This window comes from Paenarthrobacter sp. OM7 (assembly GCF_029873575.1).
GTDB lineage: Bacteria > Actinomycetota > Actinomycetes > Actinomycetales > Micrococcaceae > Arthrobacter.
Map to the genome: position 1 here is coordinate 152963 of NZ_CP123579.1, position 17946 is coordinate 170908.

Sequence of the window (17946 nt, forward strand, 5' to 3'; positions counted from 1 at the left end):
TAAGCGTTCGTTCAGCGGCGGGTGGTATGGCAGAAAAATGCTCCGGCCCGGTTGGTGAAACCGGGCCGGAGCGGTCCAAAACCAGTGCTAGACGGCCGTGTAACCGCCATCGACCAGCACGTAGGAGCCGGTCATGAAGCTGGCCTTGTCGGAGAGGAGGAACGTGGTGACGTTCGCGATCTCATCGGCCTTACCCAAACGACCCAGCGGGTGTTTGGCCTCAAGCCCGTTGATGACTTCCTTCGGGGCGGCGGCCAGCAAGGGAGTGTCGATGTAGCCAGGGCCGATTGCGTTGACGCGGAGACCCTGCGCGCCGTATTCGGCAGCAGCGTTCTTGGTCAAGCCCACCACGGCGTGCTTGGCAGCGGTGTAGGCGGCGTTGCCGGGGGCAGCGACGGCGCCATGGATCGAGGCCATGTTCACAATGGCGCCTTCGGAAGCGCCAGCGGCCAGGATGGCCGGGATCTGGTAACGCATGCCGTACAGGACGCCGCTCAGGTTGATGGCGATGACCCGGTCCCAATCCTCGATATCGACGTCGCCCACCGGAGCGCTTGCCCCGCCGATGCCCGCGTTGTTCACGGCGTAGTTGAGGGCGCCGTACGTCTCCACGGCAAAGTCGACCGCCTTCTTGCTGTCCTCGGCCACGGCAGTGTTGGCCTGGAACGGAACTGCAGTGCCGCCGTCGGCCGTGATCTGGTTGGCCACGCGTGTGGCGGCGTCGAGGTTGACGTCAGTAACTACTACCTTGACGCCGTTCTTTGCGAGGTCCTTGCTGATCGCTTCCCCAAGCCCTGAGCCGCCGCCGGTGACGAGCGCGGTCTTGCCTTCGAAGTTACCCATGATTCCTCCTTCGCGGGACGGATCCCGCCGATTTACTTGGTGAGCGCTGCTTAAGTCGCTACTCCTATAAACCGAGTCCGACTCGAGAATATTCCATGCTTATGCATGAATCTTTGCGGATGGGTTGTTATGCCCATGCCATCAATGCGCGCTACCTTATGCGGCGCCCCGGACGGCGGTAGTGTTGGGAGCAAAGACCACTTTCAGGGGGATTCCTATGTCAGATCAACCATCCAAGGCCAACGAGGACAAGCCGGCGGGCTACGAACCGCCGCAGTACGTCCCGCCGGCACAGTTCAGCGCACCCGAGTCGACCGCGCCGGGCCAAGGCGCACCGCACCAGGGCGCACCGGACCAGGGCGCATCAAGCGAGAGCGCCAACGCCACGCAGCCCCTCCCGCCCTATGAGCAGAGCGCGCACGGGGACTCCTACGCGCAGGACGCGTACACGCATAACGCCCAGGGCCAGAATGACTTCTACGCCCAGCCGCAGCCGCCCGCCAGCACGGGTTCCTACACGCCGGGCGACTACAGCCAGCAGCCGCCGTCGCCGTACGGCCAGCCGCCCAGCCCGTACCAGCAGCAGCAGACGTTCGGTCAGCAGCCCTATGGCCAGCAGCCTTACGGCCAGCCGCAGTCGCCGTACGGCCAGCCTGCGTACTACGCCATGCAGGCCGAGCCCAAGGGTTTGAGCATTGCCAGCATGTGCTGCGGTATTGCCATCTTTGTTGGGTTCGGATTCTTCATCCTGCCGCAGATCGCCGCCGTGATCCTGGGCCACCTCGGCCTCAAGCGCGAGCCTGCGGGCAAGGGCATGGCCATCGCCGGCCTGGTGATGGGATACATCGGCATTGCGCTGACGGTGATCTTCGGCATCATCTTCTTCGCTGCGATCGGTGCTTCCACCAGCAGCTACAACTACTAAATAAACGCGTACGACGGCGGCCCTTGCGTCAGGTGGGAAACCCACCGAACGCAAGGGCCGTCGTCGTCGTTTAACGTCAGTCCGTTACGGCTGTTACCGAACGCCACCCATCAGCTTCTTGATTGCCGGCGACGCTGCAGCCAGGCCAACAGCCAGGACCACTGCCACGCTGCCGATGCCCAGGAAGTACGGGAGCTCGTCATCGGGGTTGTAGAGGCCGGCGAGGATTCCGGCCAGCGTGGTGCCGAGCGAGACGGACAGGAAGAACAGCGCCACCATCTGGGTGTGGAAGGCCTGCGGGGCGAGCTTGGTGCTCACAGACAGGCCGATGGGGGAGAGGAACAGTTCCGCCAGGGTGAACATGAACAGGATTCCCACCAAGGCCAACAGCGGGGTCTTGCCTTCGCCGGCCAGCGGGATGAACGCAAGGAACGCCAGGCCCATGATGAACAGGCCGGCGGAGAACTTCAGCGGCGAACTCGGCTGCTTGGAGCCCAGCTTGGTCCAAAGGGCAGCCATGACGCCGGCGAAGATGATGATGAACACCGGGTTGATGGACTGGACCCATGCGGCAGGCATTTCCCAGCCGAACAGGTTGCGGTCCAGCTTTTCCTGGGAGTACACGGCGATGAACGTGAACTGCTGCTGGAACAGTGCCCAGAACCCGGCTGAAGCGATGAACAAGGGGATGAAAGCGACCACGCGCTTGCGCTCCACGCCAGTGACCAGCGGGCTGCGGAAGATCAGGAACAGGTAGACCACTGCGGCGCCGATGGCAGCGTAGGCCATGCTCCGGGCCAGGTTGTTGGCGTTGACGATCCCTGTACCGAGCAACACGCCAATGACGATCAGGATGGCTAGGAAGATCAGGCCGTACTTGGTGCGGTCCTTCGCCGGCAGGGGGTTGGGGACGCGGTGTGCTTCCTCGGGGAGCCTCTTGCGGCCCAGCGAGTAGATGACCAGGCCGATCGCCATGCCCACGGCCGCGGCGCCGAAGCCGATGTGGAAACCGTAGCTCGTCTGGAGCCAGCCGGTGACCAACGGGCCGATGAGCCCACCGATGTTGATGCCCATGTAGAAGATGGAGAAGCCGGCGTCGCGGCGCTCATCCTTCTCGCCGTAAAGGCTGCCGACCAGCGCCGTGGCGTTGGCTTTCAGGCCACCGGAGCCGATGCCCACCAGCACCAGGCCCGCGATCAAGCCCGGAATGCCGGGAAGCAGGGCCAGCGCGATGTGGCCGGCCATGATCATGATGGCTGAGCCGAATAGGACTTTTTCTGAGCCGAAGAGACGGTCGGCGAGCCAGGCACCGAGAATCGTCGACAGGTAAACGCCGCCACCGTACGCGCCCACCAAACCAGCGGCGAGGCTCTGGTCAATGGAGAGACCGCCCTGCTCGGCGGTGAAGTACATGTAGTAGAGCAGGATTCCCTGCATGCCGTAGAAGGAGAATCGCTCCCACATTTCCACGGAGAAGAGGCTGGCCAACATCTTTGGGTGGCCGAAGAATGACGTATCGCCCGCTGGCTTTGCGGACTCAGCCGTGGTTTGAGGTGTGCTCATTTTCTTAATGCTGGCACTGACTGCGGGCATTGTCACATCGATGAATGCCCGGGGCAACCACTTTCCATATGTTAGACGCGCGACCCAGGCACGCCCAGCGGGCCTCAGCGGCTCTCGAGGACCGCCGCGAGCTGGAGGAGCACCAGTTCAGATCCCGGCTGGCCAACCAGCTGAATCCCCATTGGCAGTCCGCCCTGCGTCGTATGCACCGGAATGCTGATCGCCGGAAGTCCGCACACGTTCACCATGGACGACCACGGGGCGTACTCGCACTGCCGTTTGTAGTCCTCGTCGGCGTCACCTGCCCACTCGCTCGGCCAGAGTTCACCACTGTGCCCGCCTCCGGTAAACCAACCGATCGGCCGCGGTGTCTGGGCCAGCGTCGGCATGAGCATCAGGTCCCAGCCCGAGTACTGCGTGATGGTGTCGTGCTCGAACTGCCGCAGGAAACCCAGGGCCTCGTTGACCTTCAACGCGCTCCGCTGTTGTGCCCGACGCCGGAACGTCCTGGTCAACGGGGTCAGCAACGCCTCGCGCTGGGGTGCTATCCGAGCACTCCCGACGCCGGCGGTCCAGGCTGTGGTGAATGCCTCGGGATAGCGGTTGTCGTAGCGGATTTCGGCTTCGGTAACGCTGTGGCCCGCCTTTTCCAGCAGCCGGATCCCCAGCGATAGGGCGTCCATCGCTTCCTGCCCGATCTGGAACGGGTAGATGCCGGCCCACGGGCTATCCAGGGTCACACCGATTCTCATGGGTTCCGGTGCCCGCCCCACGTTGGCGAGGTATCCGCCGTCGGGCGCTTGGTCGCGAGGGACCAGCGCGTCCATCAGGAGCGCTGCATCTGCTGCTGTTCTTGCCAGCGGCCCGGCGACTACCAGCTTGGCGGCGTCGCCCGCGCTCGCACCCGATGGCACCACGCCCCGCCCCGGTTTCAACCCGACCAGGCCGCACGCGCCGGCCGGGATCCGGATGGACCCGCCGCCGTCGGTCCCCGGAGCGAACGGCACCAGGCCGGCGGCCACAGCGGCAGCGCTGCCACCCGACGACCCACCAGAGCTTCGACCCAGTGAATGCGGATTGCGCGACGGCGGTGCAACGCGGTTTTCGCTGTAGGCCGTCAGTCCGAACTCTGGAACCTGGGTCTTGCCCAGTGAGATGGCGCCGAGGCCCTTCAGCGTCGCGGCGAGGGCGCCATCCTCGGGCGCGGGCTTGTGCTCAAGGGCCGCGCTGCCGTGTGTGGTGGGAACGCCGGCAACATCGGTGAGGTCCTTGAAGGCCGTGGGCATGCCGTGGAGGACGGGAAGTTCATTCAGGCGTCCCTCCCGGTTCAGCCTGGCGTGCAGCCCATCCGCGGCGGCCGCGTCCTGCAGGGCCTGTTCCGCGGTGACCGTGACGAAGGCGCCCAGCTGCTTGTTTCCGGCTTCGATCATGGACAAGAAGTGGGTGGTGGCTTCACTGGCTGAGACTTCGCCCGAAGCCAGGGCATCACGGAGCTCAACAGCCGTCATTCGTGATATGTCATGCACGTAAGGATCAGCCAAGGAAACGCGACTCCAACCGTTCCTCCACAGCAACAGCATCTACGCTCTCGCCCGCTCCGGCGGTCACCCGGAAGGCGGCCTTGTTCTTCACTTCGGACACCACCTCTACAAGTTCCGTCCCCCGGTAAACCAGCCCGACGCCGTCGTCCGTGCAGTGCGTCTCACCCAGAGTGCCGTTGGCCACCAACTGGTGAATGGCAGGCGCGCGGCGAAGTTCTGAGTCATAGTGGACCCCGTTGCCGTAAGGGAGGAAGCCCAGGGCGTTGGTAACGGGCTTGAGCTCAGGCCCAAAGGAATCAGTCACGCCGCCTTGGTACCAACAGATGGAGCCGGCGGAAACCCCGGCCAGGACCACGCCGCTTTCCCAAGCCCGGCGCAGAATCCCGTCCAGTCCATGCGCGCGCCAGACGGCCAGCAGATTCACCACCGAACCGCCATTAACCCACACCACGTCCTGCTCCAGGAGATGGGCCTCCGGGTCCTCGATGTTGGGCATGGTGAAAAGGTTGAGGTGGCTGAAATCGAAGCCTGCGATGCGGGCGGCCTGGTCCATTTCCGCGGCCCACCAACGCTGGTCACCGGAGGCCGTGCCGATGTGTGTGACGCGGGGAGCCCGGCCGGTGACGCCGGACAGTTCCACGGCGTAATGCATCAGGTGGTTGAACTCGATCCTGGTCCGATCGCCGGGCTTGTAGCCGCCGGATGTCGCCAGAATCGTGGGGTGCCCAGCAGCCATGGGGTACTCCTAACGCGCGAGTGTTGGGGGGGAGTGCTTGGGTCCCAGTCTTAGCGTCCCGGGCTTGGGGCGCAAGCGTGGTCCGCCTGCGAAGTTACGGTGCCACGCAGTGGGGACTAGGCTGGATCCTGGACTTAATCGATGGGAAGGGACCGCTATGAGCGACTTCGATACCGTGCCTGTGGGCGACATTCCGGCCGACGCCAGCATTCTGGACGTCCGCGAAGACTACGAGTGGGTGGCAGGCCATGCCGAAGGAGCGCGCCACATTCCCATGGACCAGCTTCCGGCACGCCTGGATGAGCTGGATCCAGACGACGACCTCTTTGTCATCTGCCGCACCGGCGGTCGCTCTTTCCGCGCCGTGCAGTGGCTCGTAGGACAGGGCTACTCTGCCGTGAACGTAGCAGGGGGCATGGATATGTGGTTCGAGACCGGCAAGCCGATGGTCTCGGACAATGGACTGAAGCCGGTTGTTCTCTAGCCTGCTTATATAACCAGCAAGGAATATCTCTTGACGCCACCAGTGACCTACACGTTCCTCGGTCCCGAGGGCACCTTCACCGAGGCCGCCCTCCTGCAAGTACCGGGTGCTGCTGACGCCACGCGGATTCCCTGCACCAACGTCAACACGGCCCTGGATCGGGTCCGTGCCGGCGAGGCTGATGCGGCCATGGTGCCCATCGAGAACTCGGTGGAGGGCGGGGTCACTGCCACCTTGGACGCGATCGCCACTGGCCAGGAGCTCCGGATCATCCGTGAGGCCCTTGTTCCCATCACCTTCGTGCTCGTGGCGAGGCCCGGCGTCGAACTTTCCGACATCAAGAGGATCTCGACGCACGGGCACGCCTGGGCGCAGTGCCGCTTGTGGGTGGATGAGCACCTTCCGAACGCCGATTACGTTCCGGGGTCGTCCACGGCGGCCTCCGCGATGGGCCTGCTGGAGGACGATGCGCCGTATGAAGCCGCCATTTGTGCGCCGCTGGTCGCTGCGGAACAACCCGGCCTGAATGTTCTGGCGGAGGACATCGGCGACAACCCCGAGGCCGTCACGCGGTTCATTCTGGTGAGCAAACCCGGCCTTCTTCCAGGCCGCACCGGAGCTGACAAGACCACCGTTGTTGTCCCGCTGCCTGAGGACCATCCCGGCGCGCTCATGGAGATCCTGGACCAGTTCGCGTCCCGCGGAGTGAACCTCAGCCGCATCGAATCCCGGCCCACCGGACAGTACCTGGGCCACTACTTCTTCAGCATCGACGCCGACGGTCACGCTACGGATTCACGGGTAGCGGACGCCCTGGCCGGCCTCCACCGCATCAGCCCGGCCACGCGGTTCCTGGGCTCCTATGCCCGCGCCGACAAACAGCCGGCCGTGGTGGCCCCGCATACGTCCGACGCCGCCTTTGCCTCGGCGCACGCGTGGGTTGACTCGATCCTCAAGGGCTCCTAGGCGCTTTCCACAGCGTGGAAAGCGCGCTCTTTCGCAGTCATGCTTCTATGCGTATGCTTGCCTGATCCATCAACGATGGCTGAATGCCAAACGAAGGGAGCGGTCATGACTGTCCACAGCGATGACAAAGACGGCCAGGGCATGATCGTCAATCCCAAGCCCTCAAGTGAAAACAAAGATGACTGGGACGGCGACGACGCTGACCGTGCGGATCGCCTGCGCTTCGAAGAGGAGCAGGCCATGATCAAGGAGCAGTCCGAGGCCCGGGCCGCAGCCAAGGCAGCGGCTGAAGAAGCCGGGAAGAACGCGGCACAACCCGAAAAGGGCGCTGTTTAGCCGGTTTTGGCTTTAGGCACGCGCACCAGCAGGGACCCTGGCGCCACCTGGACGGTCACCGTTGTAGCCTCGCCCGAGGGGTCGCCGTCCAGCTGTGTTGCCATGGGTTCCTGGCTGCGGATGACCACCTTGCCGGAGCGGTAGAAGCTCATCATCGGCAGGTTCGCGTTGTGCTTGAAGAGGACCTTGGTGTACATGGCGAGCCAGCCGAAAGCGCTGCGGGGACTCATGACCACAATGTCCAGCATGCCGTCGTCGACCATGGCCTGGGGGATGAAGTCGATGCCGCCGGGGATCAAACCACAGTTGGCAAACAGTACGCTGCGGATCTTCCGGGCCTGCTCGGGCTGGTCATCCATGGTGATGGTGACTCGTTTGCGGCGGCCGGGAAGGTGGCGGACGCCGGCTTCGGTATAGGCCAGCCAACCGACGCTCTTCTTGAGCTTGTCCCTGGTATCGCCAACAACCTCGGCATCAAGGCCCATGCCGGCGATGACCAGGAACGTGTGCTCGGCGGACTCGCCGGTGATGTCGTTGTCCACGCCCATGGTGGCGGTATCGATGTAGCGCTGGTGGCCGAACAGCGCCACCTGGATGCAGTCCTCAAGGTCGGTGACGTCCAAATCCACGTTGCGCGCCAGCAGGTTTCCGGTGCCCAGTGGGATGAGGCCCATGGCAACGTTCTTGTGCGCCAGGGACTCAGCCACCACGCGCACTGTACCGTCGCCGCCGCACGCCAGGACGACGTCGGCCCCGTACGCAAGAGCCTCCCGGGACTGGCTGTAACCGGGATCTTCCAGGGTGGTTTCGTAGAATTTGGGGGCGTCCCATCCCGCGAGGTCGCAGGCGTCCAAGATGGCCTGCCGGGCAACATCCGCGTTGTTCTTCACGGGGTTCAGGATGACTGCCACCCGCTGGTCCCCGGCTCCGGGCTTGTGCGTATCCTCCCGAACAGCGCTTCTGATGTGCCGGGCTTTCAATCGGCGCACACCCCACCAACTGGAGACGGCAAAGGCCACGCCCCCAGCGAGAATCACGTACAGGATCCAGTCGCTCATGGTGATCCAACACTATCCCCTGGGCAGGTCCCTCCATGCCGAGTCTCCGCGACGGGTGTCCTTTCCCGCTGCGGGCCGGAAATCCGCGGCGCATTCGATACTCTTGTCTGGTGATCGACGTAAAAGACCTCAGCGAAAATCCGGACAAGTACCGTGCCAGCCAGCGCGCCCGTGGCGCCGACGAGTCCGTTGTGGACGCGATCATCTCCGCTGACTCCGACCGCCGTGCCGCGCTGATCCGCCACGAGACGCTCCGCGCAGAGCAAAACGCTTTCGGCAAGAAGGTTGCGCAGGCCAAGGGCGAGGAAAAGCAGGCGCTGCTTGCCGAGGTCAAGGAACTGGCCAACTCGGTCAAAGCAGCTGCCGCTGAAGCCTCAGCCGCCCAGGCAAAGCAGGAAGAACTGCTCCGGGTCATCCCCAACCTCGTGGTGGACGGTGTACCCGAGGGTGGCGAGGACGACTACGTCGTGGTCAAGACCGTCGGTACTCCGCGCGAATTCACGGACTTCGAGCCGAAGGATCACCTGGAAATCGGTGAACTGATTGGCGCGATCGACATGGAACGCGGCGCCAAGGTTTCCGGCTCGCGTTTCTACTTCCTTCGCGGTGTTGGCGCCCGGCTGGAAATGGCCCTCCTGCAGATGGCCATGGAGCAGGCCATCGACGCCGGTTTCGTCCCCATGATCACCCCTACTTTGGTGCGCCCGGAGACCATGCAGGGCACCGGTTTTGATGTCAAGCACGACGCCGAGATCTACCGTCTCGCTGAAGACGACCTTTACCTTGTTGGAACCTCGGAGGTGGCCCTCGCCGGCTACCACGCAGACGAGATCCTGGACCTCTCCGCAGGCCCCATCCGCTACGCGGGCCAGAGTTCCTGCTACCGCCGCGAGGCAGGTTCCCACGGCAAGGACACCCGCGGCATTATTCGCGTGCACCAGTTCAACAAGGTGGAGATGTTCATCTACACCACGGTTGAGGAAGCAGCTGCCGAGCACGAGCGCCTGCTCGCGTGGGAAGAGGAAATGCTGGCAAAGTGCGAGCTTCCCTACCGCGTGATCGACACTGCCGCCGGCGACCTCGGCATGTCCGCGGCCCGCAAGTTCGACTGTGAAGCGTGGGTTCCCACCCAGAACGCCTACCGCGAGCTCACCTCGACGTCCAACTGCACCACGTTCCAGGCGCGCCGCCTCAACATCCGCGAACGCGTGATCAACGACGAAGGTGTTGCCAAGGGAACCCGCGCCGTTGCCACGCTGAACGGCACGCTGGCCACCACGCGCTGGATCGTTGCCATCCTTGAGCACCACCAGAACCCGGACGGCTCCGTCAACGTTCCCAAGGCGCTGCAGAAGTACCTTGGCGGGCTTGAGGTTCTGCCGGTTATCTAGCGGGGCTTGCGGGCAAGCACGATCAGTTCGCCTTGCCCGCTGCCCACGTCCTCGCCGGCCCAGCCGCCGCAGACGTGGTCCACCGTGAAGCCTGCTGAGGCTAGATCGTGGCGGAGCTGATCTTCCGTGCGGAAGGCCAGCACGGATGTCTCGGGTTTGTCGATGCTCCCGTCCACGACCCGGTGTTCAGTCAGTGCAACAAGCCCGCCCGGCCGAGGATCACACTCCATCCACGTTTCCAAGGCAGTGCCGTCGGGGAGGGCGCAGCGCCGCCGCGTCTTCGCCGGAGTCCAGTATTCCCACGCTCTGGCTGCAGGGTCTCGGGAATCGAAAGCCAATCGACCTCCCGGGACGAGCGCACGGTTGATGTCGGCAAGCGTTCGGGACCAGTCGCCGTCGTCGTAGATCGCTTGAGCCACGTGCGCCGTCATGATCGCTACGTCAAAGGCAGCGTCGCGGGGGATCGCCGCCGATGTCCCGTCCAACCAGGTGACGCCTTCAGCCCCGGGTTTCTGTCGCGCAGCCGCAAGGGAACCCGAGTTGGGGTCGATGCCAACAACGGCATGGCCAGCCGCGGCAACCGCCAAGGTGATCCGACCGGTACCGCAGCCCAGATCCAGCACCCGGCTGTCCGGCCGCTCATTCACCAAAGCCAGGAAAAAGTCGTCATCCGCGGCCCACTGATTCTCCGCGTCGTAGAGGGCTGACAGTTGGGCTGAGGTCATTCGGGAAGACATCCGCCCACCCTAACGGTCTCGTCGCCGGATCCCCGGGAAATCGGGCACAAAAAAGGAAGGGAAATGATCCCTTCCATACTCAATTTATAACCCACCCGGGGGCTTGCGGCAAGGCCCCCTGCATGCCGAACAATGGATCCACGAACCCCATCGCCCAGAGAAAAGGGACTCGTGCCATGCCCGAAACCAGCCCCCTGAAAACCAGGGCATTCGCCCTGCCGGAGCACCTTGCCCGCAAGGCCGTGCCCATGTTGATCGGCAGCGATGAGCAGCAGTTTGAAGCCATCGCAACCAGCCTTTCAGAATCCCTCACGGAGTTGTCCAACCGTCTCGATGCCGTGCGAAAGCAGCCCGGCGGCCGGGGCCAGGCGGCCCTGGACCGGGACCAGGAAATTCATCGGATCACCGCGCGGCTGCGGGCTCTCAACCGCTTCGGACTGGATCTTTGCTTGGGCCGTATGGTCACCGCTGACAATCCGGAGCCCACCTACATAGGGCGGCTGGGACTCAATGACACAGAAGGCCGCAGGCTCCTGATCGATTGGCGCTCGCCGGCGGCGGAGCCCTTCTTCGGAGCGACCCACGCCAACCCGATGGGTTTGGTAAGTCGCCGCCGCTACCGCTGGACCAGAGGGCGGATCAGTGACTACTGGGACGAAGTGTTCACGGCGGATGGCTTGGAAAGTAACGCTGCACTGGATGACCAATCCGCCTTCATCGCCAGTTTGGGCAGCAGCCGCACGGCTCGAATGCGGGACGTGCTGGGGACCATCCAGGCGGACCAGGATCAGATCATCCGGGCAGGCTCGCGGGGTGCCCTGGTGGTCGACGGCGGTCCTGGTACCGGTAAGACCGTGGTCGCCCTGCACCGCACGGCATATCTGCTCTATTCGGACCCTCGGCTGAGCCAGCGAGGTAACCATCGAAGGAGCGATGTCCTGTTCGTCGGCCCCCACCAGCCCTACCTCGCTTACGTTGCGGATGTTCTTCCCAGCCTGGGCGAAGAGGGAGTCCAGACCTGCACGCTGCGGGACCTGGTCCCGGAAGGTGCCACGGCCGTCGTCGAAAGTGATCCCGACGCCGCCCGGCTCAAGTCGTCCGTTGAGATGGTGAAGGCGATTGAGGCTGCCGTGAGGTTTTACGAGGCGCCGCCGTCCAGGGGCATGGAGGTTGAGACGCCGTACGCCGACATCTGGCTCAGCACCGAAGACTGGGCCGAGGCCTTCGATGCCGCAGAGCCCGGCACCCCGCACAACGAGGCACGCGACGACGTGTGGGAGGCGCTGCTGGAAATCCTCATGGACAAGGTGGCCGAGCGCGATGTTCCCACGGGCTTGCTCCGGAGGATGTTGGCCCACAACGCGGGGCTGCAGGAGGAATTCAACAAGGCCTGGCCGTTGCTCTCCTACGGGGCGCTGGTGGCCGACCTCTGGCGTGTACCTGCTTATCTGCAGCTGTGCGCACCATGGTTGCAGCCTGATGAAAGGGCGGTACTGCGGCGTCAAGACCCGGAGGAATGGACGACGGCGGATCTGCCGCTTTTGGATGCAGCCCGCCAACGCTTGGGCGACCCTGAAGCTTCCCGACGCAGGCGGAAGCAGGAAGCGGCGCTGGCCGCGGAACGGGAGCTCATGGATCGGGTGGTAGATGACCTGATTGCAGCTGACGACTCAGAAAACCTGGAGATGTACATGTTGCGGGGCGATGACATGCGGGACAAACTGCTGGGCAGTGATGCGGTGCCCGCAGCTGATCCCGATGTCCTGGCAGGACCGTTCGCGCACATTGTGGTGGACGAGGCCCAGGAGTTGACCGACGCTGAGTGGCGGATGCTGCTTCTTCGCTGCCCGTCGCGGAGCTTTACGGTGGTGGGGGACCGCGCCCAAGCCAGGCACGGGTTCACTGAGACCTGGGAGGAACGCCTGGAGCGGGTGGGCCTGGGTATCATTTCCGTGGCCAGCCTCAGCATCAACTACCGCACGCCGGAAGAAGTCATGGCGGAAGCTGCGCCGGTCATCAGGGCGGCCCTCCCGGACGCCAACGTCCCCACATCGGTTCGCAAAAGTGGCATCCCCGTGGTCCATGGGAAAGCTCAGGAGCTCAACTCCATCCTGGAAGTCTGGCTCGCCAAGAACCCGGAGGGCACGGCCTGCGTCGTCAGCCAGCCGGACGCCGTGGCAACGAAGCCCACACTGGACCGCGTCAGCTGGCTCACGCCTGAATCATGCAAGGGTCTCGAGTTCGACCTGGTGGTTGTCATCGACCCGGCCGGGTTCGGCGCAGGCATGGAAGGTGCAGTGGACCGCTATGTCGCCATGACCCGGGCCACCCAGCAACTCGTGATCCTGGGGAGGAATGTGGAACCATCCGAATGATTCACCGTCCGTTAATCCACAGCTGTGGCGCCGGTCCTAGTTCGGTGTCGGAAGTGTCTGCTCTACTGTAAGCATGACTATTTTGACTGATACTCCAGTTGCTGGCATCGATGACCAGCCAAATAACAACAACAACCTCATGATCGCCTTGGACGTTGACGGCACCTTGGTTGACCACGACGGCCACATGTCACCAGCCGTTCGCTCTGCTGCGCAGGCAGTGGTTGCCAGCGGCCACGACGTCATGATCGCCACGGGCCGCTCACTCAACGCGACGCTGCCCATTATTGAACAGATCGGCCTCGAGAGAGGTTACGCAGTGTGCTGCAATGGCGGCGTGACACTTCGACTGGATCCCTCGCTGGACAAGGGCTACGAGATCATCCACAAGGCAACCTTCGATCCCGCTCCGGCTCTGAAGGCCCTGCGCGAACGGCTGCCCAACGCCAAGTACGCGCTGGAAGACGAGGACGGCAACTTCCTCTCCACCGAGCGCTTCCAGGATGCCAGCTTCGGTGTGGAGTCCATCGGCGTGGACTTTCAGACCATGTTGGATGCCACCGCGGTCCGCGTGGTGGTCTTCAGCAGCGAGAACACCTCGGATGAGTTCAACGAGGCCATCAAGCACATCGGACTTTCCGGCGTGACCTACTCGGTGGGTTGGACAGCCTGGCTGGACATCGCCGCGGAAGGTGTCACCAAGGCAAGCGCCCTTGAAGCCCTGCGCCGGAAGCTCGGCACGGACCGGAACAACACGGTGGCCGTCGGTGATGGCCGCAACGACATCGAGATGCTCACCTGGGCAGGCCGGGGCATTGCCATGGGCCAGGCCCCCGACGAGGTACTCGCCGTTGCGGACGAGGTCACCGCGTCAGTGCTCGACGACGGCGCAGCCTTGGTTCTGCGCGGCCTGCTGTAACTGCGCATTAGCGGGCGGCGGGGTACCTAGACTGGGGCTGTGTTCTATGAAGAGTGCCCCGCGCCGCCCGGACTGCAGCCGTTCGTTACCCAGCTGTGGTTTGTCCGTGCTCAGCCTCAGGCCCGGTACGAGAAGATTCTCCCCGGCCCTTCGGCACACCTGATTCTGAATCTGTCTGACCCGTACAGGCTGATCACCCCGCCTGAGGGTGGAACAGCCCCCACCCTGTCGGAAGCCGGCGCAACGGAAGTTTCCACGGGCTTTTACGCAGGCCTGCAACGCAGTTATGTCATCAGTGAAAACCCGGACCAGCTGTTCAACATTGGTGCCCGTCTGGCTCCCTATGGACTGGCAGCGTTTACCAACCGGCCGCCGTCGGAATTTCAGAACCGGGTGGTGGATGCTGAAAGCATCTTTCCTGGTTTTTCCTTGCTCCGCTCTCAACTGACCACCGCAGGGCCTGAAGAGGCCTTCGCGGCACTGGCAAGTTTTCTGGAAGCGCAGCTCAGGCCGGGGTACGCGGCCGATCCCCGGACAATGCACGCCGTGGAAACCCTTGCTAAAGAGGACGTCGAAATCAGCGTGGTGGCTGCGGGATTGGGGATCAGCGCGTCCACGCTGGAGCGCATCATGATGCGGGATTGTGGGACCACGGCCAAGGCTTATTCGGACGTGTGCCGGTTCAACAGGCTCGTGAACCAGGCGGCAGCCCTGCCTATGGGCTCCATCCCGGGCCGGGAACTCCTTCACTTGGCCGATTACTACGACCAGCCTCATCTGATCCGGTCTTTCAGGCGCTTCAGTGGTTTTACCCCCACCGAATACCTTCAGGTGGTGCAGAACTACGGGGCGGAATATGCCACGTTTATCCCGCTCGAGGAAGTAGCCGGATAGCCTGCGGTTTTTTTACAAGACCGCGAGCTTGACCGGGCGTACTGTCCATTCAGGAACTGCTCACCCTGGAGAGGACACTGATGGACGTTCAGATCAATGGGCTCGCTGTGTTGTTGGCTGCGTTGGCCACGTTCGTAGTGGGTGGGCTCTGGTATTCGTTGCTGTTCGCCAAACCGTGGCAGAAGGCGGCCGGGGTGGGCGATGAACAGTTGAAGTCCGGGACGGCTCGCGTCTTTGTGGGCTCGTTCCTCCTGGCGGCTGTGATGGCCGTTGTCCTGGCTGCGTTCATCGGCCGGGCCGGGTTCATGTTCGGGACCTTTGCCGGGCTGGCCGCGGGCCTGGGATGGGTGGCAACAGCCTTGGGTGTTAATTACCTGTTCGAGCGCCGCAGCCTCACACTTTTTGCCATCAACGGCAGCTACAACGTGGTCACTTTCACGGTGATGGGCGCAATCATCGGAGCCATGCAGGGGTAGCGCCCCGTAGGTACAAAAACAAGTTGAACTACTTGAACTACTTGAACACCGTCTGGACCGGCCCTCCGCCGGCGGACTCAACAATGGCTTGCGCAACCACCCGGAGCTTGACGTTGCGGTTGCTGGAGGCCTTCTTGATGAGTTCCATCGCCTCCTCCTGGGTGCAGCGGTTCTGCGCGATGATGATCCCGGTGGCGATGTCGATCACGGTCCTGGACTCCATGGCCGCCCGCAGGTTGGCGGCGGTTTGGCTGTGCTGGGCAATCAGGATGGCCAGCTGAAGGCCCTTGGCGGCCTGCCCCACGTAGTCGTTGGCGCGCTGCACGGCTGCCTGGTCAAAAGCGTTGGGGCGGTCGGAGTACAGGTTGAGACCCGCCATGGCTGTGTCGTCCGGCAGTGGGAAGGGAACCGCAAGCACGGAACGAAGGCCATGGTCGGTGATGGCCTCGTTATATTCCGGCCAGGTGTCGTCTTTTTCAAAGTCGGGAATATGGACCTGGGTGCCCTCGCGGCAGGCATGCAGGCAGGGCCCGTCGGCAAACGCGTATTGGACCTCATCCAGTTGCCGTGCACGTTCGCTGCTGCTGGCCACTGTGCCGGCTGTGCGGTGACGCATCAGCGTGATTCCGCAGTAAACCTCGTGGTCAGGGCTGCTGAAGATACTTGCTGAGTGCCGGGCCAACTCCTCAAGGAACGCCTCGACGTCAGGCGTGCCCAGCAACAAATCCTGAATATCGGACAGGACCGTACTCGGCTCTGCGAGTTGTGGTTCTTCCATGTAAATCTCCGATTCGGTGGACGCGGCTACCTTTTGAGCCTAACCCCGTTGAAAGCTAATAGTAAGTGTGCTTCTCTTTTTAAAGAGTCTTGCCGTGGGCTCACCTAACCAGCAGGTAGAGGATTGAAGCCCCATGCGACAGATCCCACGCTTTGACGTCCCCTCACGTCCCCCCGCCAACGCACCGCAAGGGAGCATCCAGCAAAGCTTTCAGGACAGCCTGATCCTGGACCACCTCAATCTGGCCAAGTCCATTGCCTCCAGGTACTCGGCCCACACCCACGACCTCGACGACGTCAGGCAGGTCGCGTACATGGGCCTCATCAAGGCTTCGCGGGGTTATGACGAATCAAAAGGCGTTAGTTTCCCTGCCTACGCCGCGCCCACGATCGCCGGCGAGGTCAAACGTTACCTCCGCGATCATTGCTGGGTGGTGCGCCCTCCGCGAACCATTCAGGATGTCCGCCGCCAAGTGCTGGCGCGGACGGAGGAAATGACCCAAACTCTGCAACGAACGCCAACGCCCGAGGAAGTGGCCCAGGACCTGGCCCTGGAGCCGTGCCAGGTGCGCGAAGCACTGATGGCCGGCACCAGCAAACGCCCGGATTCCCTGGATGCTCCAGTATCCGAGGGCCGCGAGGGCCTCCAAGGCTCGCTTTCGGCTTTCGGGTGCCCCACGGACCGCCTCGAGGACGTGCTGGCTCTCCGCAACGCCATCCGCGGACTGAGCGCCGAGGACCGGCACTTGCTCTACCGCCGCTACTACCGCGAGGAAACGCAGTCCACCATCGCCGAGGCCCTGGGGATGTCGCAAATGCAGGTATCGCGCAAGCTGTCCAAGATCCTCGTTTCCCTTCAAACCCAACTGCTGGACGAACAAGCCCATTTGCAGGACGGGACTGCCCCCTAGAATCCGATGATCACAACCCGCGTTACCGCCGGAAGAGGGTCCCTATGTGCCCAGCCTCTCCACGGCGTCCACAACGTCGCGGACGCTGACGGCCAAAAGCGCCGGATCAGGATCGGCTGAGAACACATCACCGCGGCGGAGTTCGACGGCGGTCAGCACCTTGTGCGGTCCGGGCGGCGGTCCCCATTCTTCCGCGGGGGCGGGGCCGAACAGCACCACGGACGGGCGCCCATAGGCGGACGCCAAGTGCGCTGCACCGGTATCGGCGGATACCACCAACCGCGCTTCGGCGATGGTGGCCGCGAACTCGGCAAGGCCTTGCCGCCCGGCCAGCAGGCCGTCGTCGAGGTTTGCTCCTTTGAGTTTCGCCAACGCGGCTGTCTGCTCAGCGCGCCCGCGCTCCGACGCGCCACCAGTGAGCACTACGTCGTGCCCGGCTGCCGCGAGTTCCACCGCCACGTCCGCGAACCGATCCACGGGCCACAGCCGGCTGCCGTAAGCCGCGCCCACGTGGATCACGGTGGCTCCCGGGCGCGACGAAGGGACAGCGGGGAGGTTCAACCGGTAGTCCAGGGGGTCGGCTTCGATGCCGTGCCAGTTGAGCAGTCGGGTCCAGCGCTCGCGTTCAGGCAAGCCCGAGGTCCAGGCCGGTCCATCGATCCCGGGTGCCTCGTGCGCGACCACCCGGTTGGCCCCCAGTTCCTCGATCCGGAGGCGGCTCTCGGCGCCGTTTCCGTGCAGGTTCACGGCAATGTCCACGGCCCCGTGCGGGACGGTCAGGGGGTCGTCGAGGCCCGGGGTAGGCAAATGATGGATGCCGCCCACCAGTTCCAGGGCCTCGGCGATCCAGGCCGGTGCAGCGTACAGAATGCGGTGTTCGGGAAAGGCCCGCCGCAGGCCTCGAAGCGCCGGAACTGCGACCAAAAGGTCACCGAGCTTCAAGGCGCGCAGGGCAAGCAAAAGAGGTTGATCGTTGCGTTCAGCTGTATTCATGGTGGCCTCCCGCTAGGAGTC

Annotated in this window: 18 protein-coding genes; 10 read left to right on the forward strand and 8 right to left on the reverse strand. The window is 63.7% G+C overall.

The genetic code is table 11. The features are described from left to right. Window positions 1–87: 87 nt before the first annotated feature. The gene (locus QEH68_RS00770; protein ID WP_207595695.1) at window positions 88–843 is read right to left on the reverse strand and encodes a glucose 1-dehydrogenase; all 756 of its coding nucleotides are present in this window, start codon (window positions 841–843) and stop codon (window positions 88–90) included. A 217-nt stretch (window positions 844–1060) separates the two neighbouring features. Here QEH68_RS00770 and QEH68_RS00775 point away from each other — a divergent pair, with 217 nt between their 5' ends. Then, window positions 1061–1768: a DUF4190 domain-containing protein gene (locus tag QEH68_RS00775; protein WP_280625641.1), complete on the forward strand. Its 708-nt coding sequence runs from the start codon at window positions 1061–1063 to the stop codon at window positions 1766–1768. A 93-nt stretch (window positions 1769–1861) separates the two neighbouring features. Here QEH68_RS00775 and QEH68_RS00780 read toward each other — a convergent pair whose 3' ends face one another. The 3 genes from QEH68_RS00780 to QEH68_RS00790 all read right to left on the reverse strand — a co-directional run bounded on the left by QEH68_RS00780 (window position 1862) and on the right by QEH68_RS00790 (window position 5608). Then, window positions 1862–3361: a peptide MFS transporter gene (locus QEH68_RS00780; RefSeq protein ID WP_207595697.1), complete on the reverse strand. Its 1500-nt coding sequence runs from the start codon at window positions 3359–3361 to the stop codon at window positions 1862–1864. A gap of 74 nt (window positions 3362–3435) precedes the next feature. Continuing rightward, a complete protein-coding gene (locus QEH68_RS00785; protein ID WP_242703471.1) occupies window positions 3436–4839 on the reverse strand; it encodes an amidase in 1404 nt (467 codons plus the stop codon). Window positions 4840–4864: 25 nt separating this feature from the next. Further along, complete coding sequence (locus QEH68_RS00790; protein WP_280625671.1) at window positions 4865–5608, reverse strand: peptidase E; 744 nt, start codon at window positions 5606–5608, stop codon at window positions 4865–4867. Between the two features lie 157 nt (window positions 5609–5765). Between QEH68_RS00790 and QEH68_RS00795 the strand changes: the two genes are divergently transcribed. The 3 genes from QEH68_RS00795 (at window position 5766) to QEH68_RS00805 (ending at window position 7394) form a co-directional block, all read left to right on the forward strand. Next, on the forward strand, window positions 5766–6092 hold the full coding sequence (locus QEH68_RS00795; protein WP_024818941.1) for a rhodanese-like domain-containing protein: 327 nt from the start codon (window positions 5766–5768) through the stop codon (window positions 6090–6092). Window positions 6093–6122: 30 nt separating this feature from the next. Beyond that, on the forward strand, window positions 6123–7058 hold the full coding sequence (gene pheA / locus QEH68_RS00800; protein ID WP_207595700.1) for a prephenate dehydratase: 936 nt from the start codon (window positions 6123–6125) through the stop codon (window positions 7056–7058). A 105-nt stretch (window positions 7059–7163) separates the two neighbouring features. Then, window positions 7164–7394 carry a hypothetical protein gene (locus tag QEH68_RS00805; protein ID WP_280625687.1) on the forward strand — a complete coding sequence of 77 codons (231 nt, stop codon included), beginning with the start codon at window positions 7164–7166 and terminating at the stop codon, window positions 7392–7394. On the opposite strand, the gene QEH68_RS00810 is transcribed toward QEH68_RS00805, so the two are convergent. Continuing rightward, window positions 7391–8452: a diacylglycerol kinase family protein gene (locus tag QEH68_RS00810; protein ID WP_207595702.1), complete on the reverse strand. Its 1062-nt coding sequence runs from the start codon at window positions 8450–8452 to the stop codon at window positions 7391–7393. The genes QEH68_RS00805 and QEH68_RS00810 overlap by 4 nt on opposite strands. Before the next feature lie 110 nt (window positions 8453–8562). On the opposite strand from QEH68_RS00810, the gene serS reads away from it, so the two are divergent. Beyond that, window positions 8563–9843 (forward strand): serine--tRNA ligase, encoded by a 1281-nt coding sequence (serS, locus tag QEH68_RS00815; protein ID WP_280625691.1) that lies wholly within the window; start codon window positions 8563–8565, stop codon window positions 9841–9843. Here serS and QEH68_RS00820 read toward each other — a convergent pair. Next, window positions 9840–10580: a class I SAM-dependent methyltransferase gene (locus QEH68_RS00820; protein ID WP_280625693.1), complete on the reverse strand. Its 741-nt coding sequence runs from the start codon at window positions 10578–10580 to the stop codon at window positions 9840–9842. The two genes, serS and QEH68_RS00820, sit on opposite strands and share 4 nt — an antisense overlap. A 176-nt stretch (window positions 10581–10756) precedes the next feature. Between QEH68_RS00820 and helR the strand changes: the two genes are divergently transcribed. The 4 genes from helR (at window position 10757) to QEH68_RS00840 (ending at window position 15244) form a co-directional block, all read left to right on the forward strand. Then, window positions 10757–12955: an RNA polymerase recycling motor ATPase HelR gene (gene helR, locus QEH68_RS00825; protein WP_280625695.1), complete on the forward strand. Its 2199-nt coding sequence runs from the start codon at window positions 10757–10759 to the stop codon at window positions 12953–12955. Window positions 12956–13028: 73 nt separating this feature from the next. Next, entirely contained in the window at window positions 13029–13874 is an 846-nt protein-coding gene (locus QEH68_RS00830; RefSeq protein ID WP_280625698.1) for an HAD family hydrolase, read from the forward strand. 39 nt (window positions 13875–13913) lie between these two features. Further along, window positions 13914–14768 carry an AraC family transcriptional regulator gene (locus QEH68_RS00835; RefSeq protein ID WP_280625700.1) on the forward strand — a complete coding sequence of 285 codons (855 nt, stop codon included), beginning with the start codon at window positions 13914–13916 and terminating at the stop codon, window positions 14766–14768. An 80-nt stretch (window positions 14769–14848) separates the two neighbouring features. Further along, window positions 14849–15244, forward strand: coding sequence for a DUF1761 domain-containing protein (locus tag QEH68_RS00840; protein WP_280625701.1), 396 nt, complete (start codon window positions 14849–14851; stop codon window positions 15242–15244). A gap of 37 nt (window positions 15245–15281) precedes the next feature. Here QEH68_RS00840 and QEH68_RS00845 read toward each other — a convergent pair whose 3' ends face one another. Then, entirely contained in the window at window positions 15282–16022 is a 741-nt protein-coding gene (locus QEH68_RS00845; protein ID WP_207595709.1) for a GAF and ANTAR domain-containing protein, read from the reverse strand. 133 nt (window positions 16023–16155) lie between these two features. Between QEH68_RS00845 and QEH68_RS00850 the strand changes: the two genes are divergently transcribed. Beyond that, the gene (locus tag QEH68_RS00850; protein ID WP_207595710.1) at window positions 16156–16932 is read left to right on the forward strand and encodes a sigma-70 family RNA polymerase sigma factor; all 777 of its coding nucleotides are present in this window, start codon (window positions 16156–16158) and stop codon (window positions 16930–16932) included. A 42-nt stretch (window positions 16933–16974) separates the two neighbouring features. On the opposite strand, the gene QEH68_RS00855 is transcribed toward QEH68_RS00850, so the two are convergent. Beyond that, window positions 16975–17925, reverse strand: coding sequence for a glycosyltransferase family 9 protein (locus QEH68_RS00855; protein ID WP_280625706.1), 951 nt, complete (start codon window positions 17923–17925; stop codon window positions 16975–16977). Window positions 17926–17946 lie beyond the last annotated feature (21 nt).